This window comes from Mesorhizobium sp. M0239 (assembly GCF_040321815.1).
In the GTDB taxonomy this organism is placed as follows: Bacteria; Pseudomonadota; Alphaproteobacteria; order Rhizobiales; family Rhizobiaceae; genus Mesorhizobium.
In genome coordinates, this window is sequence record NZ_JAMYSG010000005.1 from 122,846 (window position 1) to 146,244 (window position 23,399).

Sequence of the window (23,399 nt, forward strand, 5' to 3'; positions counted from 1 at the left end):
CAAGGATAATCCAGTGAGCAATATCCGGCCAGTGAGCGACATCCAGCGCTTCGACTTCGATACCCGCATCCACCACGGCGTCATCCATAACGGCACGCTCTACCTCACCGGCCAGGTCGCGAGGCCCGGCCAGTCCGCGGCCGACCAGATGCGCGAGGTGCTCGGCAAGATCGATGCGCTGCTTGGCAAGGCGGGCACGGACAAGACCCGCATCCTTCATGTGCAGATGTGGCTGGACGACATCAGGGATTTCGACGAAGTCAACGCGGTGTGGGACGCCTGGATGCCCGGGGAGCACGCACCGGCGCGCTCATCGGGCGAAGGACGGATGGCGAAGCCCGGAATGCTGGTCGAACTGATCGTCACCGCGGCGGTTTGAATGGTCCTGCCGGTTCGGGCATCATCCCGAATCTGGCGAGAGGGAGACTGATGACGAAGCGCAAGCCGCTTTCCACCGTCGTGGCGGAGAGCCTGTCCGAGAAGATCCGTTCCGGACAGCTGCTGCCCGGCGCGCAATTGCCGACAGAGGCGGAGCTTTGCGCCGAGTACGATGTCAGCCGCACCGTGGTGCGGGAAGCTGTGGCGCGACTACGTTCCGAAGGCCTGGTGGTGCCGCAGCAGGGGCGCGGTATGTTCGTCAGCGAGACGCCGGCGCCGCGCAACTTCTCGATACCGGACGAAGCGCTCAGGACCTTGCCGGAAACCATTGCGCTGCTCGAGCTGAGGTTGAGCGTCGAGGTGGAGTCGGCGGGATTGTGCGCGGAACGGCGCACCGATGCGGAAGCCAGCGCGATCCGCACCTTGATGGAACAGGTCGACGCCCAGCAGGCCGATCCCGCCGTCGTCCAGATCCACTACGACTATGATTTCCACCTGGCGATCGCCAAGGCGGCACGAAATGAATTCATCCACGGTTTCCTAAGCTATCTCGGGCCGATGATCGTGCCGCGCTTCCAGCTCGGCTATCTGGTCACGCCCGAACTCAAGGACAGCTACTACGCGCGCATACACAGCGAACATAAGACGATCGTCGACGCCATCGAAAGGCAGGATGGCCGCGCCGCCCGCCGGGCCATGCGCAAGCACCTGCACAACAGCCTCGGGCGGGTGCGCGCCCTGGCCCGAGCCTCTGGCGTGGAGGCAATCGAAGCCGAGCAGAAGGCGGCGGCGGCCTCACTTTTCACCGACATGAAAAGGCCTGTCTCGACAGGCGGGTGAGGCCTCGCGAATTCGATCGCATCGGCGCGCCTGGGCCGAAAATTAGACATCCGTTGCGAAAGCCGTGTTTTTTGTTCCGTCACCGGCTGCGCGGGTTTCCCAAGGGCTGAAGGCGCCAGCTTGCCAGCGTTTCCCTAGGTTTTCGGCTGCTGCGGTTATACGAGCACCCCAAGGAGGTTTGGAGGCGTTCGAAATTTTCGAAAGTTTATCTTTCCTTTTTGCTGGTTTTCTTGGTTTCGCGGCATCGGCCCGGGCCGCAAACTGAAAACAGACAATCAGGAAAGTCCACGTGACGACAGCCTTCATCACCGGTGCGACGAGCGGCATAGGGCGGGCCATAGCGATCGCGCTGAGCGACGCCGGCTACGACGTCTATGCGGTCGGACGCAGCCAGGCCGCGCTCAAGGAGCTGCAGGCACAGCGGTCCGGCATCGTGCCGATTGCCGTCGACGTCACCGACCGCGAGGCCCTGGAAGCGGCCCTGGCGGATCTCACCATCGACGTGCTGATCAACAATGCCGGGGTCATGCCGCCGCTCGGCAACTTCGCCGATATGAAGATCGCTGACATCGACACCACGCTCGAGGTGAACCTCAGCGCGGCAATCCTGCTCACGCGCCTCGTCGTCCCGCAAATGCGCGAGCGGCAGTCCGGGCATGTATTGTTCACCGGCTCCACAGCGGGCCACGCGGTATACTCCAACATTGCCGTCTATTCAGCGACCAAGGCGGCGATATCAGGCTTTGCAGCAGCGCTGCGCGCCGACCTCTCCCCATCAGGCGTACGCGTCACCGAGATCGTTGCCGGCCGTGTCGAGACGCAGCTCTACCAGGACATCCTCGACGCCAACGCGCGCGCAGCCATGTACGCCAGCAAAGTGGTGCAACCGGATGACGTGGCCAGGATGGTCGTCGCTGTGCTTGGGCTCCCCGCATGGGCCGACGTTACCCGTTTCGACATCATGCCGACTTGGCCAACCTCGCCAAGCGGTACCAAGTAAGGAAAACTGGGATGAAAGATCTTTCCGTTCTGATCGTTGGCGGTGGTGCCGGCCTCGGTGCCCTCTTAGCCGAGATGGCTGTCGAGGCCGGAGCGGCAAAGATCGGCATCATCGACATCAACCAGGAAGCCGCCGAGTCTGCGCTGGCGACCGCGAAGGCCAGCGGACTGCCTACCGCGACCGCCCTTTGCGACATCCAGGTAGGCCCACAGTGCCACGCCGCATTCGAGGCGATCGTTTCGAAACTCGGGCGCGTCGACACGCTGATCAATTGTGCCGCGATCTACCCTCGCCGCCCGCTCCTCGAAATCACCGACGCCGACTGGGATGCCTCCAACGGCATCAACATCAAGGGCACCTACCACATGATGGTGGCGGCGGTTCGCCACATGCAATCGCAGGAGCCGAAGAGCCACGTCCGCGGGCGGATCGTGAACCTGACCTCGGTCGACGCCTTCAAGGCGCATCCGCAGAACGCTCATTATGCGGCGACCAAGGCCGCCGTCGTCAGCCTTACCCGATCCTTTGCCCATCACGTGGCGAAGGACGGCATTCTGGTGAATTCGGTGGCGCCGGCCGGCATGGCGACGGAGAAGGCAAAAGCGCTCGGCTTCCTGGAGGAACTGGCCAAGGCGAGCCCGCTCGGCCGCGGTGCCGAGCCAAAGGAAATTGCCGAATGGGTGCTGATGACGGGCAGCCCCAAGAACACTTACATGACCGGTGAAAACGTAATTGTTTCAGGTGGTTACATATACGCCTGAGCCTCTTTCGCCGCAGGCGACTGAACTCTGGCAGTGCATGACCGAGGCAGTGCATGACCGACCGGCCACAAGCAGGGAAAGGAACGGAATTTTCGATGACCGGCAAGCTGCGCCTTCCCTCGCTGAATGCTCTGCGCGTGTTCCACGCGGTCGCGCAGCACAAGAGCTTTCGGCAGGCGGCGGATGAATTGCTGGTCACGCCGCAGGCCGTCGGACAGCAGATCAAGCTTCTGGAGGATACGCTCCAGGTAACGCTGTTCGAGCGTAAGGGCCGGTCGATCGAACTGACCGAGTCGGCCATTCTTCTGTCGCACTATGTCAAGGCCGGCTTCAACGAGTTTGCCGAAGGCGTTCGCCGCGTCACCAAGTCGAACTATCGGGACCGCATCAACCTGAATGCAAGCCCATACTTCGCCACGCACTATCTCCTGCCGCGGCTTTCGTTGTTCCGGGAAATCTTGCCGGGCGCGGATCTGCGCCTGACGACGATGGTCGACCTGCCCGATTTCGGGCGCGACGATATCGATATGACGGTCCAGTGGGGCTACGGCAACTGGTCCGACTATGAAACCACGTTGCTGGTGCCGGACCCGAAGATCATCTGCTGCACGCCGGCGATCGGCGAAAGGATCAAGTCGGCGCATGATCTGACACAGTTCACGTTGCTCGACACCGTCAAGTCGAAGCGTCTGTGGCCGGACATATTGCGCCACCTTGGCGTGGAACTGACGGATGGCGACCGCAGCATCAGCTTCGACGACGCCGCGACCATGCGCCGGGCGACCTTGCAAGGCATAGGTGTGGGCTTGGTTTCCGTCATCGACGCCGAGGAAGATTTCCGAGCGGGCACGCTGGTCGCGCCGATCGGCCGCGACGCCATTGCCGATATGAAGCCAGAGGAAGTCCCGGGCTTCTATCTTGTCGTCCCGCGCGGACATCTGCGTGTGAAGGCGGTCGCCGCACTTCACCGATGGCTGGCTCAGCAGGACTGGCGCGGCGACCTCACGATTTCCTCGTTACCGAAACCGGCCCCGCTTTCCGACTAGAAGCGGCTTCGAGACCGAGGCCTGAAAGACGCTTTTCGGGCCTCCAACAACAAGAAACCAAACAACCTCAACAGTGGAGACGGAACATGAAAATGATGAAATGGGGGGCTTCGGCCCTGGCCCTTGGCCTCGTGCATTTTGCGGCGCCGGCGGAAGCCGCCGGCGGCAAGACGCTCGAAACCGTCAAGGCACGCGGCATGCTGAACTGCACCGGCCATGACGGCTCCTATCTCGGCTTCGCCGAGGTGGACGACAAGGGCAACTGGAAGGGCATGGACATCGACCTCTGCAAGGCGGTAGCCGCGGCCGTGTTCGGCGACCCGGCGAAGCTGAAGGTCGTTCCGATCAGCTGGGCCCAGCGCTGGCCGGCCTTGCAGTCCGGCGATGTCGACATCATCATCAAGGCCTCGGGCGGCACGCTCAGCCGCGACACCGAACTTGGGCTGCAGTTCTCCATGTCCTACTATCTCGGGACCACCAAGGTGATGGCGCACAAGGAGCTGAACCTCAAGTCGCTCAAGGATGCCGCAGGCGGCACGATCTGCATTCCCGCCGGCACCTCGCAGGAACAGCAGGTCGCTGCCTATACGGCCAAGCTCGGCATCAAGCTCGAACCGGTGCTCATCGAGAAGACCGAGGAGCTCGAGCAGGCCTATTTCTCGGGACGCTGCGATCTTTATGCGCAGTGGGGTCCGACACTGGCCATTGCGCGCATCGCCAAGAGCAAGGTCGACGACCACGTCATTCTGCCCGACGTGCTCGCCGTCGAGCCTGAAGTCATGATCATGCGGCAAGGCGACGACAACTGGGTCGACATCGCCAACTGGACGCTGAGCACGCTGATCTTTGCCGAGCAGGAAGGTATTACCTCGAAGAACGTCGACGAGATAAAGGCCAAGCCGACCTCACCGCAGGTCGCCAAATTCCTCGGCGTCACGCCAGGCATGGGCAAAGGTCTCGGGCTCTCCGACGACTGGGCCTACAAGGTGATCAAGAACGTCGGCAACTACGGCGAAATCTTCGATCGCGATCTCGGCAAGGACTCGCCCTACAAGATGGATCGCGAACTGACCAATTTGTGGAACAATGGCGGTGTCCTGTTCCCGCTGGCTGTCGATTGATCCGTTCTGAACGCATCTCGCTCCAGGTCCCGCCCGGCTCCCACCGGGCGGGACCGCGCGGCAATTCGGGAAGGATTTCTGAATGGTCAGCCTGCTGAGAAATCAAAAAGTCCGCAACGCACTGTTGCAGGTCCTGTATGTCGGCTCGATCGCCGCGATGGTGCTTGCCGGCATTGCGATCGCCAGACAGAACCTGGCGGCGCAGGGGATCACCTCCGGATTCGACTTCCTGTTCAAGTCCACGGGCTGGGACCTGAACTTCTCGCTGCTGCCCGCCACGGCGAACGATCCTTATTGGTGGTACTTCCTCATCGGGATCATCAATACGCTGTTTCTGGGAACCGTCGGCCTGACGCTGGCGACGATCGTGGGAACGATCGTCGGCCTGGCGCGAACATCCTCGAACGAATTGGCCCGGCTGCTCGGCCGCACCTATGTGGACATCTTCCGAAACATCCCGCTGATCCTCCAGGTTTTTTTCTGGTATGCCGTCATCACCCATCTGCCGACGCCGCGCGCCGCGCATGAGGGATGGGGCTTTCTCCTCACCAGCCGGGGGCTTTACATTCCGTTCCCCAATGTCAGCAGCGCCGCGCTCGCTGCGGCGACATTGGCTGTGATTGCCGCCATCGCGCTGCCGATCTGGCTGGGCAGGACATCGCGCCTCAGCCTGCCGGTCGGCCAGCGTGGCGGCATCCAGCTTGCCTGCTCGGCGGCGGCACTTGCCTGCGCGGCCGTCGTTCTGGTGGCCGGCCGCCTGGCCGACTTGCCGCTGCTCGATTTCCCGGCGCTGCAAGGTCTCAATCTGAGAGGCGGCCTGCGCATTCCGCCGGAATTTGCGACACTGGCCATCGCGATCGCCATCTATGGCGGCTCCTACATCGCCGAGATCGTGCGCGGCGGGTTCAAGGCTGTCGGCAAGGGCCAGGTCGAGGCGGCTCTTTCCCTGGGCCTCGGCCCGTGGCGGGTCTTCATGCTGGTGCGGCTGCCGCTGGCACTACGCGCCATGCTGCCAATCCTCGCCAACCAGTATGTCTGGCTGATGAAGGCGACCACAATGGGCATCGCGGTGGGCTTCACGGATTTCTTCATGATCGTGGCGCTGACGATCAACCATTCCGGCCAGACAATCGAAGCGATCGGCATCCTGATGGCTGGCTTCCTCGCCATCAACCTCAGCCTCGCCGCCATCTTCAACCGCATCAACAAAGCAATCGCCCTCAAGGGCAACCAGTTGAGGGGGTGAGGGATGGAAATGGTCGTTGTCGCCCCTCCTGCCCTTGGAAAGATCGAGGATCTGAGGCGGCGCTTCTTTGCGACACCCCTGCAGGCATTGCTGTCGCTGGCTTCCCTGGCGATCATGGTCTTCCTGGTCTGGAAGCTCCTGAATTGGGCGGTTTTCTCGGCCGTCTTCACGACGAGCGGCGGACCCGAAGCCTGTCAGGCGGCGGCGGGAGCCTGCTGGTCGGTCATTGCCGCGCGATGGCGCATCATCCTGTTCGGCCTCTATCCCTATGACGAGCAGTGGCGGTCGGCCCTGGCTTGCCTGACCGTCGTGGTCATGACGGTGCTAAGTTGCATTCCGGCCTTCTGGACGGGTCGCCGCATTGCACTCGTATGGGGAGCCGGAACGGCGCTTTTCTACGTGCTGATGAAGGGCGGCGTGCTTGGTCTGCCCTATGTCGGCGAGGAGGCCTGGGGCGGACTGGCGCTGACCCTGTTCATCTTCGTGACCACCTGCCTGATCGGCTTCCCGCTGGCGATCTGCCTGGCGCTGCTGCGCCGCTCCGGCCTGCCATGGATTTCCCGCACCACCGGCCTCATCATCGACGGGGTGCGTTCATTGCCTCTGATCTCGATCCTGTTCACCTTCGCCATCGTGCTGCCGTTCGCACTGCCGCAATGGCTGGTGGGCGACAAGCTGTACCGGGTGATCCTGGGCTCGGCCCTGTTTTTTTCCGCCTACCAGGCGGAGATCGTCAGAGGTGGGATGCAGGGCGTTCCCAGTGGGCAAGAAGAGGCAGCCATGGCGCTTGGCATGCGCTACTGGCAGCGCGTCGGCCGCATTCTTCTACCGCAGGCCATGCGCAATGCGCTGCCGGCGACGATCAACCAGTTCGTGATCTCGTTCAAGGAAACCTCGCTGGTGATCATCGTCGGCTTCTTCGAGATCCTGGCCTCCGGCAATGCCGCCTACGGCACCGGCGAGTGGCGCTTCGCCTATGTCGAGGTCTATGCCTTCATCGCCTTCATCTACTTCATCTTCGTGTTCAGCCTGTCCCGCTATGGCGCTTTTCTCGAGCGCCGTATGTCGGTCGGCGAACGATAGGGGGCGTTTACGTGATTTCAGGAAACTCGCCCCGATCCAGCGGCCCCGCGGTGCTGATCGAAAATCTCGACAAATATTACGGGACATTCCAGGCGCTGCGAAAGGTGAGCTTGTCCGTGGATCGCGGCGAGAGGATCGTCGTCTGCGGCCCGTCCGGCTCCGGCAAGTCCACCATGATCCGCTGCATCAACCGTCTGGAGCAGCACAATGGCGGCCGGATCACCGTGCTCGGCACCGAGCTCAACGACGATGTCGGCAACATCGACGGGATCAGGCGGGAAGTCGGCATGGTGTTCCAGCACTTCAACCTGTTTCCACACATGACGGTGCTGGAGAACTGCATGCTCGCGCCCATGATCGTGCGCAAGGTGCCGCGCGCGGATGCCGAGGCGACCGCCCGGCGCTATCTGGAGAAGGTACGCATTCCTGAACAGGCGATGAAGTATCCCGGTCAGTTGTCCGGCGGCCAGCAACAGCGGGTCGCGATAGCGCGTGCCCTTTGCATGCAGCCCGAGATCATGCTGTTCGATGAGCCGACCTCTGCGCTCGACCCGGAAATGATCGCGGAAGTGCTCGACGTCATAGTCACGCTCGCCTCCGAAGGCATGACAATGATCTGCGTCACGCATGAGATGGGTTTTGCGCGCCGGGTTGCCGACCGGGTAATTTTCATGGATGGAGGCGAGATCGTCGAACAGGCGCCTCCCGATGAATTCTTCACCTTTTCCCGCAACGAGCGCACGCGGCAGTTCCTGTCGCAAGTGCTTGGTCACTGATCGATGCAACGATCCCGCGTCAGGCCGCAGCCATGTTCCGTGACTGATCCCGTCACCCTCTTGCGCGAGATGCTCGGACCGAAAGGCTGGCTTTCGGGCAGCGATGCCAGGCCCTATCAGCGCGATTGGCTCGATCGCTACGGCGTCGCGGCTCTGGGCGTGGCCAGGCCTGCGGACACCTCCGAAGTGGCCAGTGTCGTAAAGGCATGCCACGCGGCCGGACTGGCGGTCGTGCCGCAAGGCGGCAACACCGGGCTTTGCGGCGGCGCCGTCGCCGACCGGCCGGATGCGGTGATCGTTTCGCTTTCGCGCATGACGGCGATCGGCAAACCGGACTTGGACAGCGGCTCGATCCTCATCGAGGCGGGGGCCGTGCTTGCCGCGCTGCACGAGGCGCTGGAACCGCACGGCCTGATGTTTCCGATGCATCTCGGCGCGGAAGGCAGCGCCAGGATCGGCGGCCTGGTCGGCACCAATGCCGGCGGCAGCCAGGCATTCCGGTATGGCATGATGCAAGACCTCGTGCTTGGCCTGGAGGTCGTGACCCCTGACGGGGCGATATGGAACGGGCTGCGCGCGGTGCAGAAGGACAATGCCGGCTACCAGTTGCGCAAGCTCTATTGCGGCGCGGAAGGAACGCTTGGCATCGTGACGCGCGCGATCCTGCGGCTCTACCCGATGCCGCGGCGGCAGGCGAGCGCGCTTGTCGTCATGCCCGATTTCGCTGCCGCGGTTTCGTTCGGCACCTTTCTGCGGGGCGAGGCGGGGGAATTCCTGACCGGCCTCGAGTTCTTCTCCGACATCGGGCTGGGACTGGCCCTCAAACACCTGCCCGACCTAGGCTACCAGTTGGAGGCGCGCGGCGAGGTCTATGTGCTGGTCGAACTGGCATCGGCCGCCCCCCGCGTTCCACTCGACGAGATACTGGCTTCGGCGCTGGAGTGGGGGATGGAGCAAGGCCTGGTGCTGGACGGAGCATTGGCGGCGACGGGCGCGCATCGCGCACAATTCTGGCGGCTGCGAGAGGAGCAGCCGGAAGGACAGAGGCTGGAAGGCGAGCAGCTGAAGCACGACATCTCGGTGCCTCCGGGCGCTATCGCCCGTTTCGTCGAGGCCGGCGCAGAGATCTGCGACGACATTCTTGCCGGCGTGCGGATAAACCCGTTCGGGCATCTCGGCGACGGCAACATCCACTACAATCTGTCGCCGCCGGAAGGCCGCGCCGGCTTTGACGGCAAGGCCGAGCGGTTCGCCGAGGCGCTATCGTCGCTCGCCACGGAAATGGGCGGCAGTTTCGCGGCCGAGCATGGACTTGGCCGCGCCAAGGTCGCCACGGCCGACCGAAACCGCAGTCCGTTGGAGCGCGAACTCATGGCGCGGCTCAAGGATGCATTCGATCCACGGGGAACGATGAATCCGGGCGTGCTGGTGCACGCTGTTCGGCAAAGAAAAACTTTCGAATAGACGGCATTTCTTGATTTCGCCCCGAACCGCCTGCGTGCACCTATGAACCGAAGGCAGGCTCGATCGACCTGCCGCCAAAGTGAGGATGTCGAAGCATGATCCGCAATGGCGGCCGCCTTCTCGTCGAGTGCCTGATCGGGCTTGGCGCGACCAGGAGCTTCGGCGTGCCCGGAGAAAGTTATCTGGCCGTCCTGGACGCGCTGCACGACACGCAGGGAAAGCTGGACTACACGCTTTGCCGCAATGAAGGCGGCGCGGCGTTCATGGCCTCGGCCTACGGCAAGCTTACCGGCTCGCCAGGCATCTGTTTCGTGACGCGCGGCCCAGGCGCCACCAACGCCAGCATCGGCGTTCACACGGCCATGCAGGACAGTTCGCCGATGATCCTGTTCGTCGGCCAGGTCGGCACCGACATGAAGGGCCGCGAAGCGTTTCAGGAAATCGACTGCCGGGCGGTGTTCGGCACGGTCGCCAAATGGGCGGTCGAGATCGATGATGTCGCGCGCCTGCCCGAGATTGTGGCGCGGGCATGGACGACCGCATTGACCGGACGACCTGGTCCCGTCGTGGTCGCGCTGCCCGAGGACATGCTGACCACCATGACCGAAGCGGCTCCGCTCAGCGCACCGGTGGCCATTTTCGAGCCGGCGCCGGCGCCGGAAGCGATCGCTTCGGCCTTCAGGCTGCTGGCCAAGGCCGAGAGGCCGGTCCTGCTCATGGGCGGCGCCAACTGGACCGTGGACGGACGCGCGGCGCTACAGGCTTTCGCAGAGGTTTCCGACATCCCTGTCGTGGCGGCCTTTCGCTATCAGGACCAGTTCGACAACCATTCGCCGGTCTTTGTCGGCGAGGCCGGCGTCGGCATGGTGGCGCATGTCAAAGCCCTGCTCCGCGACGCCGACGTGATCCTGGCCGTCAATGTGCGTTTCGGCGAGATGACCACGGACGGCTATACGCTGCTGTCCGTGCCGTTGCCGCGCCAGAAACTGATCCATGTCCATGGCTCCGATCGGGAGATCGGCAAGATCTATGTGCCGGCCATCGGTATCCATGCCGGGCCGAACGCTTTTGCCCGGGCGTTGACGCCCGTCAAAGGCGGCTGGGCGGACTGGCGCGCGACGGCCCGCAAAGCCTATGAAGGGACATTCGGCGCGCCCGTCCAGCCCGGCCCGGTGGACATGGTGGAGGTCAGCGCCTGGCTGCGCGAAAACCTGCCTGCCGACGTCATTCTCACCAACGGCGCCGGCAATTTCACCGTCTGGCCGAACAAGTTCTTCAAGTTCGGGCCGGACGCACGGCTGCTCGCCCCGCAGTCTGGCGCCATGGGCTACGGCCTGCCGGCGGCAATTGCCGCCAAGGTTGCGTTTCCAGAACGCACGGTCGTCTGCTTTGCCGGCGACGGCGACTTCCAGATGAATTGCCAGGAACTCGGAACCGCCATGCAGGCTGGCGCGCAGCCGATCGTGCTGATCCTCAACAACGGCATCTACGGCACGATCCGCGCCCATCAGGAGCGCCACTATCCGGCGCGCGTTTCGGCCACGTCGCTCGAAAACCCTGATTTCGTGACACTGGCAAAGGCCTATGGCTTCCATGCCGAGCGGGTCGAGGCGACGCGCGATTTCGCGGCGGCGTTCGATCGGGCGCTCGGATCCGTGACGGGAGCGGTCCTCGACATCGCCATATCTCCCGAAGCGCTGACGCCCCGACAGACCCTTTCCCAGATGCGTGACGCCGCGCTCGCTTCCCAGAAGGCCAAGGCATGACCTCCAAAGACGACATCCGTCTCGGCGCGGACATCGGCGGCACGTTCACCGACGTCGCGCTCGACCTCAGGGGAACGATCTTCTCCACCAAGGTGTTGACCAATTATGCGGCGCCCGAGCAGGCGATCCTGGACGGCATTGCCGTCGTCACGCGCGATGCCGGTATCGCGCTTGCCGAGATCGGCATCATCATCCACGGCACGACACTGGCGACGAATGCGCTCATCGAACGCCGTGGCGCCAAGACCGTGCTGGTCACCACCGAGGGGTTCCGCGATGTCATCGAGATGCGCACGGAAAACCGCTTCGAGCAGTATGACCTCGACCTGCAGCTGCCGGCGCCGCTAATCCCGCGCGAGCACCGTTTCACGGTAAAGGGCCGGATCGGCGCGGAAGGCCAGGAGCTTCAGCCGCTCGACGAAGCCGCCCTGGAAGGCATTGCCGACCGGATCGCGGCCGGCGGCTTCGGCTCCGTGGCGATCGGCTTTATCCACGCCTACACCAACCCTGATCATGAGCGCCGGGCACGCGCTATCCTGTCCCGCAAGCTTGCCATCCCGATTTCGATCAGCGCCGAAGTCTCGCCGCAGATGCGCGAGTTCGAACGCTTCAACACGGTCTGCGCCAACGCCTATGTGCGGCCGCAGATGGCGGACTATCTCGCGCGTTTCCAGACCCGCTTGAAGGAGATGGGCGCCGAGTGCCCGGTCTTCATGATCCATTCGGGCGGCGGTCTGATCTCGGTGGAGACGGCCTCGGAATTTCCCGTGCGCCTCGTCGAGTCCGGCCCGGCCGGCGGCGCCATCTTCGCCGCCGACATCGCCAGGCGATTCGGCCTGGAAAAGGTCGTCTCCTATGACATGGGCGGCACCACTGCAAAGATCTGCCTGATCGAGGATTATGCGCCACGCACCGCCAGAACCTTCGAAGTGGCGCGTACCTATCGCTTCTGCAAAGGTTCCGGCATGCCGATCTCCATTCCCGTGATCGAGATGATCGAGATCGGCGCCGGCGGCGGCTCGATCGCCTGGGTCGACGCCATGGGCCGCATCCAGACCGGTCCCGAAAGTGCCGGATCGGAACCTGGCCCGGCCTGCTACGGCCGCGGCGGCAGGCGCCCGGCCATCACAGATGCCGACCTGGTGCTCGGCAAGCTCGATCCCGACAATTTCGCCGGCGGCGCCATCAGGCTGGACACGTCCGCATCCGAACAGGCGATCCTGCGCGATGTCGGCGAACGCCTGTCGCTCGATGCCATGGCGACGGCCTTCGGCATCTGCGAGGTGGTGGACGAGAACATGGCCAATGCCGCCCGCGTCCATGCCGTCGAAAACGGCAAAAACATTTCCGACAACGTGATGATCGCCTTCGGTGGCGCGGCCCCGCTTCACGCCGCGAGGCTTTGCGAGAAACTCGGTATCGACCAGTGCATCGTCCCCAAGGGCGCGGGCGTCGGATCGGCGATCGGCTTCCTCAAGGCTCCGTTCGGCTACGAAGCCCTGGCATCCCGGCTGACGCGGCTGTCGCAGTTCAAGCCGGCCGAGGCCAATGCTTTGCTCGACGACCTCAAAGTGTCAGCCGAAAGCTTCGTGCGGGCAGGGGCCAACGGTACGATCACATGCGAAATCACCGCCTTCATGCGCTACGCCGGCCAGGGCTGGGAAATCCCCGTGCCGCTGCCGGACAAGCCGTTCGGCAACGATGCCGCAACCACGCTCGAGGATTTGTTCCAGGCGAATTACCAACGCTTCTTCGGCCGCGCCATCGAAGGACTTGGCGGCCTGGAAATCGAGATCGTCACCTGGTCCGTGAAGGCGACGGATGTCCGGCCTGCTGTCGCCAGGCACGAGCTGATCACCGGCAAGCGGACCACTCAGCCGGCAACAAGCCGCGCGGTGTTCGATCCGGCCAGCGGTGCGCCACGGACCTATGGCATCGTCGAACGGGAGGGGCTGTGCACCGGCGATCGGGTGGCGGGCCCGGTCATCATCGTCGAACGCGAGACGTCCACCGTCGTCACCACGAGCTTCGACGCCGTCATCCAGAGCGACGGCGCAATCCTTCTGATCCGCAAAGGCAGCCAGGCATGAGCGACATCAGTGAAATCCGCATGCAGGTTATGTGGAACCGGTTGATCTCGGTGGTCGAGGAGCAGGCCCTCACCTTGCTGCGCACGGCTTTCTCGACATCGGTGCGCGAATCCGGCGACCTGTCGGCGGGCGTGTTCGATCCCCGCGGCCAGATGCTGGCACAGGCGGTGACGGGAACGCCCGGCCATGTCAACACCATGGCCGAGGCGGTGCTGCATTTCATGAATGAAATCCCGCGCGAAACCATGTTCGAGGGCGACACCTACGTCACCAATGACCCCTGGTTGGGCACGGGCCACCTGCACGACATCACCATGGTGTCGCCGTCGTTCCTGAACGGCGAATTGGTTGCGTTCTTCGCCTGCACTGCGCATGTGGTCGATGTCGGTGGGCGCGGCTTCGGCGCTGACGGCAAGTCGGTCTACGAGGAAGGTATCCAGATCCCGATCATGAAGTTCGCGGAGAAGGGCAAGGTCAATTTCGATCTCGTCAGGATCCTGCGCGCCAACGTCCGCGAGCCGAACCAGGTCGTCGGCGATTTCTATTCGCTCGCCGCCTGCAACGAAGTCGGCCACCGACGCCTCGTCGACATGATGAAGGAGATCGGCCTGGCATCGCTGGACGGGCTTGGCGAGTTCATCTTCTCGCGCACCCGCGACGCCATGGTCGAACGCATCAAGGCGATGCCCAAAGGCAGCTGGTCGAACGCGCTGGTGACCGACGGCTACGACAAGCCGGTGAAGCTCGCGGCGACCGTCACGGTTCGGGACGCCGGCGTCGAGGTCGATTTCACCGGTACCGACCCGATGAGCCGATGGGGCATCAACTGCCCGATCATCTACAGCAAGGCCTATGCCTGCTACGCGTTGAAATGCGTGGTGGCGCCCGATATTCCTAACAATGCCGCGTCGCTCGCCTTCTTCACCGTGTCGTCTCCGGTCAACATCCTGAACGCCGTGCGGCCGGCGCCGGTGGCGCTCAGGCACATCTTCGGCCACATGGTTCCCGATCTGGTGCTCGGCGCGATCGCCAAGGCGATGCCCGGCAAGATTCTTGCCGAGGGCGCCGGCGCACTGTGGAACATCCATATCTCGGTTCGGCCGGTCTCCGGCGGTTCGGGCCGCCGCGCCGAGGTGCTGATGTTCAATTCCGGCGGCATGGGCGCGCGCCCCGGCCTCGACGGATTGTCGGCGACGGCCTTCCCCTCCGGCGTCCATACGATGCCGATCGAGGCAACGGAGCACACCGGCCCGATCGTCATCTGGCGCAAGGAGCTGCGGCCCGATTCCGGCGGCGACGGCGAGTTCCGCGGCGGGCTCGGGCAGGTTATCGAAATCGAGGCGATCGAGGGCCATGAATTCGACTTTTCGGCCATGTTCGACCGCGTCAATCATCCCGCCCACGGGCGCAACGGCGGCGGGCCTGGAGTGGCCGGCGTGGTCAGGCTGGACGATGGCACGCAGATGCGACCCAAAGGTTGGCAGCATGTTCCGGCCGGCCGTCGGCTGATCCTCCAATTGCCGGGCGGCGGCGGCTATGGCGATCCGTCCAAGCGCAGCACCGAGGCGCGGGCGAACGACCGCTCCAAGGAATACATTTCGGAGAACGGCAAATGAGCTACATTGCCTCGCGCCTGTCTGCGGTGAAGCCTTCGGCGTCCATGGCTGCTTCGCAAGCAGCCAAGGCCCTGCGCGCCAAGGGCGTCGACGTGATCGATCTTGGCTTGGGCGAGCCGGATTTCCCGACACCGAGCCACATCATCGAAGCGGCGCATTTCGCCGCGAAGGCCGGCCAGACGCTATACACGGGTGCCGCCGGCACGGCCGAGGTGCGCGAAGCCGTGGCCGGCAAGTTCCGCCGCGAAAACGGACTGGACTACACGGCGGACGACGTCGTCGTGGCCAATGGCGCCAAGCAGATCATCTTCAACGCGCTGATGGCGACGCTGGAGTCTGGTGACGAAGCGATCCTGCCGGCGCCCTACTTCGTCTCCTATCCCGAGATGGTGAAGCTGCTCGGCGGCACGCCTGTCGTTATCGAGTGCCCGGAAACTTCGGGCTTCCGGCTGACGCCGGAGCTGCTCGAAAAAGCCATCACGCCAAGGACGAAATGGCTGTTCCTCAACATGCCCGGCAACCCCTCCGGCGCCATATATTCGCAATCGGACCTGCGGGCACTCGGAGCGGTTTTGGCAAGGCATCCGCAGGTGCTGGTGCTTTCCGACGAGATTTACGAGCACATCCTGTTCGACGGACGCGACTTCGTCTCCTTCGGCAAGGCTTGCCCGGAACTCAGGGACCGCACCCTGATCGTCAACGGCGTCTCCAAATCCTATGCGATGACCGGGTGGCGTGTCGGCTATGCCGCCGGGCCGGCGCCGCTCACCAGGGCGATGGCGACCATCCAGAGCCAGTCCTGCACGTCCGTCTGCTCGATCGCGCAAGCGGCGACGGTGGCCGCGCTCAACGGCCCCCAGGACGAGGTGGCACGCTTTCGGCAGGCGTTCGAGGCGCGCCGCGATCTCGTCGTCGACGGCATCAGGCGAATCAACGGTCTTACGCTTTCGCCACCGGAAGGCGCCTTCTATGCCTATATCGGCTGCGCCAGCCTGATCGGCCGCAGGACCCCAAAAGGCGTCGTGCTCGATGACGACACGGCAGTGGCGAATTATCTCCTGAACGAAGGGCGCGTGGCCTCGGTGCCGGGCGCCGCCTATGGACTTTCACCCTATTTCCGCATCTCGACCGCGACCGGCGAAGAGGTGCTGACCGAAGCGATCGCGCGCATCAACGCCGCCGTCGCGCAAGTGGAGTAGATCATGCCGCATTACGAACGCATCCTGATCACCGGCGCAGCCGGCCGCCTCGGTTCGGAACTGCGAAAGGGGCTGGTGCCGCTGGCAAAAACGATCCGCCTGGCAGGCCGCGAACCGTTCGGCGATCTTGCTCTACACGAGGAAGAAGCGGTCTTCGACCTCGCTGATATGGAGGCGACGATTGCCGCCACCAAGGATTGCGACGCGATCGTGCATTTCGGCGGCGCACCACTCGAATGCGAATGGCAAACCATCCTGGACTCCAGCATCCGCGGCTCCTATCACATCTACGAGGGCGCCCGGAAACACGGCGTGAAACGAGTCATCTATGCCTCCTCCGTACATGCCGTCGGCTATCACGAGGTCGAGGCGCATATCGGCGTCGACGTGCCGGTCCGTCCCGACAGCCTCTATGGCGTGTCGAAGAACTTCGTCGAGAGCCTGAGCCGGCTTTACTGGGACAAGTTCGGCATCGAGACGGCGTGCCTGCGCATCTTTTCATCCTTCCCCGAACCGGCGGACCGTCGCATGCTGTGGTCATACCTCTCCTTCGCCGACTGTGTGCGTCTGGTCGAGGCAGCTCTCACCGCGCCGCGCGTCGGCCATACGATCTCCTTCGGCCTTTCCGACAACAAGGTGAAAACGGTCGACAACAGCGGCGCCAACCATCTGGGGTTTTCTCCGCAGGATAGTGCCGAGCCGTTCCGCGCAGCGGTCGAGGCGAAGACGCAGATTCCGGATCCCAAGGCGCCATCGGTGAAGTATCTGGGCGGGTGGTTCTGCGAGCTTGGCCATCCGGACGACAAGCGGGCGTAGCTATCGAAATACCATCCGCTAGATGGCGCAGACCGGAAGCCGAGATGCGGCAGGCGATGGATTCACGCATGGTGGCGGAGATCGAGCAGGTTGTCGGCGGTCGTCATCGGTTTTGGGATTCTCACCTGATCTGGTAGTGGGATCCAAATCACAGGAGATGGCATGCCGAACGATGTAATCGTGCGCGACAGCAATGGCGCTCAATTGAATGACGGCGATTCCGTCACGCTGATCAAAGACCTCAAAGTCAAAGGCACTTCGGAGACGATCAAGCGCGGCACGTTGGTGAAGGCCATCCGGCTGAACGGCAATCCCGGCGAGATCGAATGCAACACCAAGCAAGTGAAAGGCCTGGTGCTCAAGACCGAGTTCGTGAAGAAGGCGTAAGCCTCAAGGCGGCAAGCGATCTCGATGGTTCCTTCGGGATTTTGGAAAGCCTGCCGTCGCCAAGCGGGCTGCGGAGCCGTTGAGCGTCCGGCACCCGACAGTTGCGCTGTAAAATTGATGATTTCGCCGACCAGGCACAAAAAACCGCCAAGACCTAAGTCTGGAACCTCCTGCCGCTCCGCGCGTTTCACGGCGTCCCGTTCGCGGACCCGCCCGGATATCTCTCCAAGCGCGCGAAAAAACCAGGAGCCCGCTTCATGCACGACAAGCTGTTTCATTCACCGGTCGCACTGTCGGTCGGCCTCGGCTTCAAGCGCGAGATTGCCTCGCTGGCCGAAATGCACGATTTCCTCACCAATTGGACCACCTCCCGCCGCGGCCCGCTCTACCGAAATGCGGTGAAGGCATGTGATCTGGCCGTTCCAGGTTATGTGAGCGTCGAGCAGGCGCGCCGGGCGTTGCTCGAATTCGCGCAAGCCGCGGGCATCCTGTGGCCGGACCTCGAGCCGGTGGCGGGCGTGCACGCCGTTGCGCGTGGTTATGGCGGCTACGCCGCCTGAAGATTGATGTTCCCCGTGGCGGCTGAAGCCACACCACCATAGAAAGCCCGGCTGGCCCCCAGCCGGGCTTTCCCGTTTCCGGCAGCTCGCAAGGAAATCGCAATCCTGTGGTTGGCCGTGTGCCTTGGGCGAAAATCCCTGGGTGGAGTGTTGGGAAGAGCCCGCGCAAAAATCTTTATGACATTCCTATTTCTTTCCACTGCGCCCTGTCTCGAACCTTTATGGCGATCGGGTCCATATTCCTTTCAGAAACACAACCGGTTCCGTCGCCAAAGATGCGACGGGCCACTTCCGATATATTGCGAACTCTCCTGTCAAATTCGCAAAGTGCAAAAGAACAAAAGGAATAAACACAATGGATATAGCTGTTATCGGGATCGGAATTTTGTTCTTCGCCTTTTGTTTCGCCTACATCAAAGCTTGTGACGCGCTCTAGAGCGAGGCTGAAAAAATGATCATCGACTATATTCTCGGTGGCGGCGTTACGCTGTTCCTGCTCGCCTATCTGACATACGCCCTCGTTCGTCCAGAACGCTTCTGAAGGCACGGAAAGCCCACAGCCATGACACTGAACGGTTGGATACAGATCCTGGTCTATTGCGGGATCGTCATATTGCTGGTGAAGCCGCTCGGCGGCTACATGTACCGCGTCTTCAACGGCGACCGCACGCTGCTTTCGCCGGTCCTTCGCCCGCTTGAGCGCGGGCTTTATCGTATCTGCGGAACCAGCGAACGCGAGGAACAGCACTGGACCACCTACGCGGTCGCCCTGCTGCTCTTCAACCTCGCCGGCTTCCTGGTGCTTTATGCCCTGCAGCGTCTGCAGGGCAGCCTGCCTTACAATCCTGCCGGCATGACAGCGGTTGAACCAGGGCTGGCCTTCGACACCGCCGCCAGCTTCATGACCAACACCAACTGGCAGAACTATGGTGGCGAGAGCACGATGTCCTATCTCGTGCAGATGGCCGGGCTGACGGTGCAGAACTTCGTTTCGGCGGCCACCGGCATTGCCATCGCCATCGCGCTGATCCGCGGCTTTGCACGGGCCTCCGGCAAGTCGATCGGCAATTTCTGGGTCGATATGACCCGCTCCACACTCTATCTGCTTCTGCCGTTCTGCATCGTGCTGACGCTGGTCTATGTCTGGCTCGGCATGCCGCAGACGCTCGGCGCCTACGTCAACGCCACGACGCTGGAAGGCGCGCAACAGACCATCGCCGTCGGCCCGGTCGCTTCGCAGGTGGCCATCAAGATGCTCGGCACCAATGGCGGTGGTTTCTTCAACGCCAATGCCGCGCACCCGTTCGAGAACCCCGACGCGATCTCCAACCTGATCCAGATGGTGTCGATCTTCGCCATCGGCGCCGCCTTGACCAATGTCTTCGGCCGCATGATCGGCAACCAGCGCCAGGGCTGGGCGATCCTCTCGGCCATGGGCGTCATGTTCATCGCCGGTGTCGCCATCTGCTATTGGGCGGAAGCCGCCGGCAACCCGCTGGTGCATGCGCTGGGCATCGACGGCGGCAACATGGAGGGCAAGGAGACGCGTTTCGGCACCGCCCTGTCGGCGCTGTTTGCCGTCATCACCACGGCCGCTTCCTGCGGCGCGGTGAACGCCATGCACGGCTCGTTCACCGCGCTCGGCGGCATGATCCCGATCATCAACATGCAGCTTGGCGAAGTCATCGTCGGCGGTGTCGGCGCGGGTCTCTACGGCATCCTGATGTACATCGTCGTTGCCGTCTTCATTGCCGGCCTGATGGTCGGCCGCACGCCCGAATATCTCGGCAAGAAGATCGAGGCCAAGGAGGTCAAGATGGCTATGCTGGCCATACTATGCCTGCCGCTGGCGATGCTGATCTTCACGGCCATCGCCGTCGTGCTGCCGACCGGCGTGGCGTCGATGGGCAATGCCGGCCCGCACGGCTTCTCCGAGGTTCTGTATGCCTACACTTCGGCGGCGGCCAACAACGGTTCGGCCTTTGGCGGCCTCAGCGGCAACACGCCCTGGTACAACATCACGATCGGCATCGGCATGCTGATGGGCCGCTTCCTGGTCATCATCCCGGCGCTGGCCATTGCCGGCTCGCTGGTGGCGAAGAAAACGGTTCCGGCTTCCGCCGGCACCTTCCCGACCGATGGCCCGCTGTTCGTCGGGCTGCTGGTCGGCGTCATCCTGATCGTCGGTGGCCTCACCTTCTTCCCGGCGCTCGCCGTCGGGCCGATCATCGAGCACCTGGCGATGGCTCACGGGCAGACCTTCTGAGACCGTCATGTCCTGGTTCAATGCCATGCGCCGCAAGGTCGGCCACAGGGACGATCACGGAAAGGAGGAGAGACCTCCTCCTTTCCCGACCCTGTCGACGTTTCTCGGCCTTGCGGCAGTCATGCTCGTCCTCTGGCTGCTGGCCTACAGGCCGCCGCATTTCCTTTCGGCATCCAATCATCGGGTGCCGTCCAACAACACCGAAGCCGGAGCTTCAAAATGAGCAACTCGAAATCAGCCAGCATCATGGATGCCCGCATCTTGGTTCCCGCCATTGGCGGCGCCTTCCGCAAGCTCGATCCGCGCACGCTGGCCAGGAACCCGGTGATGTTCGTCGTTGCCGTCGTCTCGGCGCTCACCACGGTGCTGTTCGTCAAGGACCTGGTCACCGGAGGCGGCAATCTCGGCTTCACGCTGCAGATCATCATCTGGCTTTGGTTTACCGTGCTGTTCGCCAACTTCGCCGAAGCGGTCGCAGAAGGCCGCGGCAAGGCGCAGGCGGATTCGCTGCGCAAGGCACGCACCGAGACCCAGGCCAAGCTTTTGACCGGTGAAGACCGCACCAAATACAAACTCGTGCCCGGCACCAGCCTCAAGATCGGCGATGCCGTGCTGGTCGAGGCCGGCGACATCATCCCGTCCGACGGCGAAGTGATCGAAGGCGTTGCTTCGGTCAACGAGGCTGCGATCACGGGCGAATCCGCGCCGGTCATTCGCGAATCCGGTGGCGACCGTTCGGCGGTCACCGGTGGCACCCAGGTGCTGTCCGACTGGGTCCGCGTCCGCATCACCGCCGCCTCCGGCCATACCTTCCTCGACCGCATGATCTCACTGGTCGAAGGTGCCGAGCGCCAGAAGACGCCGAACGAGATCGCGCTCAACATCCTGCTCGTCGGCATGACGCTGATCTTCGTGCTGGCCACCGCGACGATCCCGAGTTTTGCCTCCTACTCGGGCGGCTATATCTCGGTGACCGTTCTGGTGGCGCTGTTCGTCACCTTGATCCCGACCACGATCGGCGCGCTGCTTTCGGCCATCGGCATCGCCGGTATGGACCGTCTGGTGCGATTCAACGTGCTGGCCATGTCGGGCCGCGCCGTGGAAGCCGCAGGCGACGTCGACACGCTGCTGCTCGACAAGACCGGCACGATCACACTAGGCAACCGCCAGGCGACGCAGTTTCGCCCGGTCAAGGGCGTCACCGAACAGGAACTGGCCGACGCGGCCCAGCTTGCCTCGCTCGCTGACGAGACGCCGGAAGGCCGCTCCATCGTCGTGCTGGCCAAGGAGAAATACGCCATCCGCGCCCGCGACATGGCAACGCTGCACGCCACTTTCGTGCCCTTCACAGCGCAGACCCGTATGAGCGGCGTCGACATCGATGGTTCATCGGTGCGCAAGGGCGCCGTCGATTCCGTGCTTGCCCATGTCAACCAGTCGGCAGCCGCCGCCCATGGCACGCGCCCAAGCAGCGAATCCATCCGCGATCTCCAGTCCATCGCCGACGAGATCGCCAAGTCCGGCGGCACGCCGCTGGCGGTCGAACGCGACGGGCGCCTGCTCGGCGTCGTCCACCTCAAGGACATCGTCAAGGGCGGCATCAGCGAGCGTTTCACCGAACTGCGCCGCATGGGCATCCGCACGGTGATGATCACCGGCGACAATCCGATGACGGCGGCGGCGATCGCCGCGGAAGCCGGCGTCGACGACTTCCTCGCGCAGGCCACACCGGAGGACAAGCTGAAGCTGATCCGCGACGAACAGGCCAAGGGCAAGCTGGTGGCCATGTGCGGCGACGGCACCAACGATGCACCCGCCCTTGCACAAGCCGATGTCGGCGTCGCCATGAACACCGGCACGGTTGCCGCCCGCGAGGCCGGCAACATGATCGATCTCGACAGCGATCCGACCAAGCTCATCGAGATCGTCGAGATCGGCAAGGCGCTCTTGATGACGCGAGGTTCGCTGACGACCTTCTCGATCGCCAACGACGTGGCCAAGTATTTCGCCATCATTCCGGCGATGTTCGCCGTCTTCTACGTCGCACCGGGACAGACGACCGGCCCGCTGCAGGCACTCAACGTCATGCATCTGGCGACGCCGCAAAGCGCCATCCTGTCGGCCATCATCTTCAACGCACTGATCATCATCGCGCTGATCCCGCTGTCGCTGAAGGGCGTCAAATACCGCGCCATTGGCGCCGGCGCGCTGCTCAGCCGCAATCTTCTCGTCTACGGCCTCGGCGGCCTCATCGTGCCGTTCGTCGGCATCAAGGCGATCGACATGATCGTCACCGCGCTTGGCCTCGCTTAACTCTTTGTTTTAACGCAATTCCGGACGGAAAACCGCTTCACACTTTTCCTGGAATTGCTTTGAGGAACATCTCCATGCTCACCCAGCTAAGACCCGCGATCATCATGATCGTCTTCTTCACGGTCCTGACCGGCCTGATCTATCCGATCGGCATGACCGGCATCGCCCAGGCGATCTTCCCGCGCCAGGCCAATGGCAGCCTGATCGAGAAGGATGGCAAGGTTATCGGCTCCGAACTGATCGGCCAGGGCTTTGCCAGCGACAAGTATTTCCATGGCCGCCCCTCGGCCGCCGGCGACGGCTACAACGCCGCCGCCTCGAGCGGCAGCAATCTCGGCCCGACCAATCCCAAGCTGATCGACCGCATCAAGGGCGATGCGGAAAGACTGAAGGCGGAGAATCCGAACCAGCCCGTCCCGATGGACCTGGTGACGACGTCCGGCAGTGGCCTCGATCCCGATATCAGTCCCAAAGCAGCCTACTTCCAGGTCGCCAGGGTGGCCAAGGCCAGGGGGATCGATGAAGCCAAGGTCAAGGCGCTTGTCGACAGTCAGGTCGAGGGCAGGGAACTCGGCTTCATGGGCGAACCGGTGGTCAATGTGCTCGGTCTCAACCTTGCGCTGGACGCCGCGAAACAGTGAATGGTGCGGGCTGGGGATCGACAGTATCTC

22 protein-coding genes are annotated in these 23,399 nt (G+C 63.3%); all 22 read left to right on the forward strand.

What is annotated here, in order from left to right:
* The first annotated feature begins 31 nt into the window (after nt 1–31).
* The 22 genes from NKI99_RS06500 (at nt 32) to kdpC (ending at nt 23,369) form a co-directional block, all read left to right on the forward strand.
* Entirely contained in the window at nt 32–379 is a 348-nt protein-coding gene (locus NKI99_RS06500) for a RidA family protein (RefSeq protein ID WP_023810158.1), read from the forward strand.
* Between the two features lie 50 nt (nt 380–429).
* The gene (locus NKI99_RS06505; RefSeq protein WP_352610248.1) at nt 430–1,218 is read left to right on the forward strand and encodes a FadR/GntR family transcriptional regulator; all 789 of its coding nucleotides are present in this window, start codon (nt 430–432) and stop codon (nt 1,216–1,218) included.
* A gap of 289 nt (nt 1,219–1,507) precedes the next feature.
* Nucleotides 1,508–2,218, forward strand: a complete 711-nt coding sequence (locus NKI99_RS06510; protein ID WP_352610251.1) for an SDR family oxidoreductase — start codon at nt 1,508–1,510, stop codon at nt 2,216–2,218.
* Between the two features lie 11 nt (nt 2,219–2,229).
* Nucleotides 2,230–2,979 (forward strand): SDR family NAD(P)-dependent oxidoreductase, encoded by a 750-nt coding sequence (locus NKI99_RS06515; protein ID WP_127271850.1) that lies wholly within the window; start codon nt 2,230–2,232, stop codon nt 2,977–2,979.
* Between the two features lie 95 nt (nt 2,980–3,074).
* Nucleotides 3,075–4,025 carry a LysR substrate-binding domain-containing protein gene (locus NKI99_RS06520; protein ID WP_023810154.1) on the forward strand — a complete coding sequence of 317 codons (951 nt, stop codon included), beginning with the start codon at nt 3,075–3,077 and terminating at the stop codon, nt 4,023–4,025.
* 86 nt (nt 4,026–4,111) lie between these two features.
* Nucleotides 4,112–5,146: an amino acid ABC transporter substrate-binding protein gene (locus NKI99_RS06525; protein WP_352610254.1), complete on the forward strand. Its 1,035-nt coding sequence runs from the start codon at nt 4,112–4,114 to the stop codon at nt 5,144–5,146.
* A gap of 82 nt (nt 5,147–5,228) precedes the next feature.
* The gene (locus NKI99_RS06530; protein WP_352610257.1) at nt 5,229–6,392 is read left to right on the forward strand and encodes an ABC transporter permease subunit; all 1,164 of its coding nucleotides are present in this window, start codon (nt 5,229–5,231) and stop codon (nt 6,390–6,392) included.
* Between the two features lie 3 nt (nt 6,393–6,395).
* Entirely contained in the window at nt 6,396–7,475 is a 1,080-nt protein-coding gene (locus NKI99_RS06535) for an amino acid ABC transporter permease (RefSeq protein WP_128303175.1), read from the forward strand.
* Between the two features lie 11 nt (nt 7,476–7,486).
* Nucleotides 7,487–8,251, forward strand: coding sequence for an amino acid ABC transporter ATP-binding protein (locus NKI99_RS06540; protein ID WP_352610260.1), 765 nt, complete (start codon nt 7,487–7,489; stop codon nt 8,249–8,251).
* Nucleotides 8,252–8,290: 39 nt separating this feature from the next.
* Nucleotides 8,291–9,715, forward strand: coding sequence for an FAD-binding oxidoreductase (locus tag NKI99_RS06545; RefSeq protein ID WP_352610263.1), 1,425 nt, complete (start codon nt 8,291–8,293; stop codon nt 9,713–9,715).
* Between the two features lie 95 nt (nt 9,716–9,810).
* Complete coding sequence (locus NKI99_RS06550; protein ID WP_352610266.1) at nt 9,811–11,481, forward strand: thiamine pyrophosphate-binding protein; 1,671 nt, start codon at nt 9,811–9,813, stop codon at nt 11,479–11,481.
* Nucleotides 11,478–13,571 (forward strand): hydantoinase/oxoprolinase family protein, encoded by a 2,094-nt coding sequence (locus NKI99_RS06555; RefSeq protein ID WP_352610269.1) that lies wholly within the window; start codon nt 11,478–11,480, stop codon nt 13,569–13,571. Before NKI99_RS06550 ends, NKI99_RS06555 begins: the two co-directional genes overlap by 4 nt.
* Entirely contained in the window at nt 13,568–15,187 is a 1,620-nt protein-coding gene (locus NKI99_RS06560) for a hydantoinase B/oxoprolinase family protein (protein ID WP_352440890.1), read from the forward strand. The genes NKI99_RS06555 and NKI99_RS06560 overlap by 4 nt, the downstream gene beginning before the upstream one ends.
* Nucleotides 15,184–16,386 (forward strand): pyridoxal phosphate-dependent aminotransferase, encoded by a 1,203-nt coding sequence (locus NKI99_RS06565; RefSeq protein ID WP_352440891.1) that lies wholly within the window; start codon nt 15,184–15,186, stop codon nt 16,384–16,386. The genes NKI99_RS06560 and NKI99_RS06565 overlap by 4 nt, the downstream gene beginning before the upstream one ends.
* A gap of 3 nt (nt 16,387–16,389) precedes the next feature.
* A complete protein-coding gene (locus NKI99_RS06570) occupies nt 16,390–17,202 on the forward strand; it encodes an NAD-dependent epimerase/dehydratase family protein (RefSeq protein ID WP_352440892.1) in 813 nt (270 codons plus the stop codon).
* 162 nt (nt 17,203–17,364) lie between these two features.
* Nucleotides 17,365–17,589, forward strand: coding sequence for an alkylphosphonate utilization protein (locus NKI99_RS06575; RefSeq protein WP_013529641.1), 225 nt, complete (start codon nt 17,365–17,367; stop codon nt 17,587–17,589).
* 257 nt (nt 17,590–17,846) lie between these two features.
* On the forward strand, nt 17,847–18,149 hold the full coding sequence (locus tag NKI99_RS06580; protein ID WP_023810142.1) for a DUF982 domain-containing protein: 303 nt from the start codon (nt 17,847–17,849) through the stop codon (nt 18,147–18,149).
* Nucleotides 18,150–18,600: 451 nt separating this feature from the next.
* The gene (locus NKI99_RS06585) at nt 18,601–18,690 is read left to right on the forward strand and encodes a K(+)-transporting ATPase subunit F (protein ID WP_023810140.1); all 90 of its coding nucleotides are present in this window, start codon (nt 18,601–18,603) and stop codon (nt 18,688–18,690) included.
* Nucleotides 18,691–18,711: 21 nt separating this feature from the next.
* Nucleotides 18,712–20,415: a potassium-transporting ATPase subunit KdpA gene (kdpA, locus tag NKI99_RS06590; protein ID WP_352610274.1), complete on the forward strand. Its 1,704-nt coding sequence runs from the start codon at nt 18,712–18,714 to the stop codon at nt 20,413–20,415.
* Nucleotides 20,416–20,422: 7 nt separating this feature from the next.
* Nucleotides 20,423–20,638: a hypothetical protein gene (locus NKI99_RS06595; RefSeq protein ID WP_023810138.1), complete on the forward strand. Its 216-nt coding sequence runs from the start codon at nt 20,423–20,425 to the stop codon at nt 20,636–20,638.
* Nucleotides 20,635–22,728, forward strand: coding sequence for a potassium-transporting ATPase subunit KdpB (gene kdpB / locus NKI99_RS06600; protein WP_352610277.1), 2,094 nt, complete (start codon nt 20,635–20,637; stop codon nt 22,726–22,728). The genes NKI99_RS06595 and kdpB overlap by 4 nt, the downstream gene beginning before the upstream one ends.
* Before the next feature lie 74 nt (nt 22,729–22,802).
* Nucleotides 22,803–23,369: a potassium-transporting ATPase subunit KdpC gene (gene kdpC, locus NKI99_RS06605; RefSeq protein ID WP_023810136.1), complete on the forward strand. Its 567-nt coding sequence runs from the start codon at nt 22,803–22,805 to the stop codon at nt 23,367–23,369.
* Nucleotides 23,370–23,399: the final 30 nt, after the last annotated feature.

Coding starts and splice junctions, on each gene's coding strand:
- NKI99_RS06505 (WP_352610248.1), top strand. CDS start 430: ATGACGAAGCGCAAGCCGCTTTCCACCGTCGTGGCGGAGAGCCTGTCC.
- NKI99_RS06515 (WP_127271850.1), top strand. CDS start 2,230: ATGAAAGATCTTTCCGTTCTGATCGTTGGCGGTGGTGCCGGCCTCGGT.
- NKI99_RS06520 (WP_023810154.1), top strand. CDS start 3,075: ATGACCGGCAAGCTGCGCCTTCCCTCGCTGAATGCTCTGCGCGTGTTC.
- NKI99_RS06525 (WP_352610254.1), top strand. CDS start 4,112: ATGAAAATGATGAAATGGGGGGCTTCGGCCCTGGCCCTTGGCCTCGTG.
- NKI99_RS06530 (WP_352610257.1), top strand. CDS start 5,229: ATGGTCAGCCTGCTGAGAAATCAAAAAGTCCGCAACGCACTGTTGCAG.
- NKI99_RS06535 (WP_128303175.1), top strand. CDS start 6,396: ATGGAAATGGTCGTTGTCGCCCCTCCTGCCCTTGGAAAGATCGAGGAT.
- NKI99_RS06550 (WP_352610266.1), top strand. CDS start 9,811: ATGATCCGCAATGGCGGCCGCCTTCTCGTCGAGTGCCTGATCGGGCTT.
- NKI99_RS06555 (WP_352610269.1), top strand. CDS start 11,478: ATGACCTCCAAAGACGACATCCGTCTCGGCGCGGACATCGGCGGCACG.
- NKI99_RS06560 (WP_352440890.1), top strand. CDS start 13,568: ATGAGCGACATCAGTGAAATCCGCATGCAGGTTATGTGGAACCGGTTG.
- NKI99_RS06565 (WP_352440891.1), top strand. CDS start 15,184: ATGAGCTACATTGCCTCGCGCCTGTCTGCGGTGAAGCCTTCGGCGTCC.
- NKI99_RS06570 (WP_352440892.1), top strand. CDS start 16,390: ATGCCGCATTACGAACGCATCCTGATCACCGGCGCAGCCGGCCGCCTC.
- NKI99_RS06575 (WP_013529641.1), top strand. CDS start 17,365: ATGCCGAACGATGTAATCGTGCGCGACAGCAATGGCGCTCAATTGAAT.
- NKI99_RS06580 (WP_023810142.1), top strand. CDS start 17,847: ATGCACGACAAGCTGTTTCATTCACCGGTCGCACTGTCGGTCGGCCTC.
- NKI99_RS06585 (WP_023810140.1), top strand. CDS start 18,601: ATGATCATCGACTATATTCTCGGTGGCGGCGTTACGCTGTTCCTGCTC.
- kdpA (WP_352610274.1), top strand. CDS start 18,712: ATGACACTGAACGGTTGGATACAGATCCTGGTCTATTGCGGGATCGTC.
- NKI99_RS06595 (WP_023810138.1), top strand. CDS start 20,423: ATGTCCTGGTTCAATGCCATGCGCCGCAAGGTCGGCCACAGGGACGAT.
- kdpB (WP_352610277.1), top strand. CDS start 20,635: ATGAGCAACTCGAAATCAGCCAGCATCATGGATGCCCGCATCTTGGTT.
- kdpC (WP_023810136.1), top strand. CDS start 22,803: ATGCTCACCCAGCTAAGACCCGCGATCATCATGATCGTCTTCTTCACG.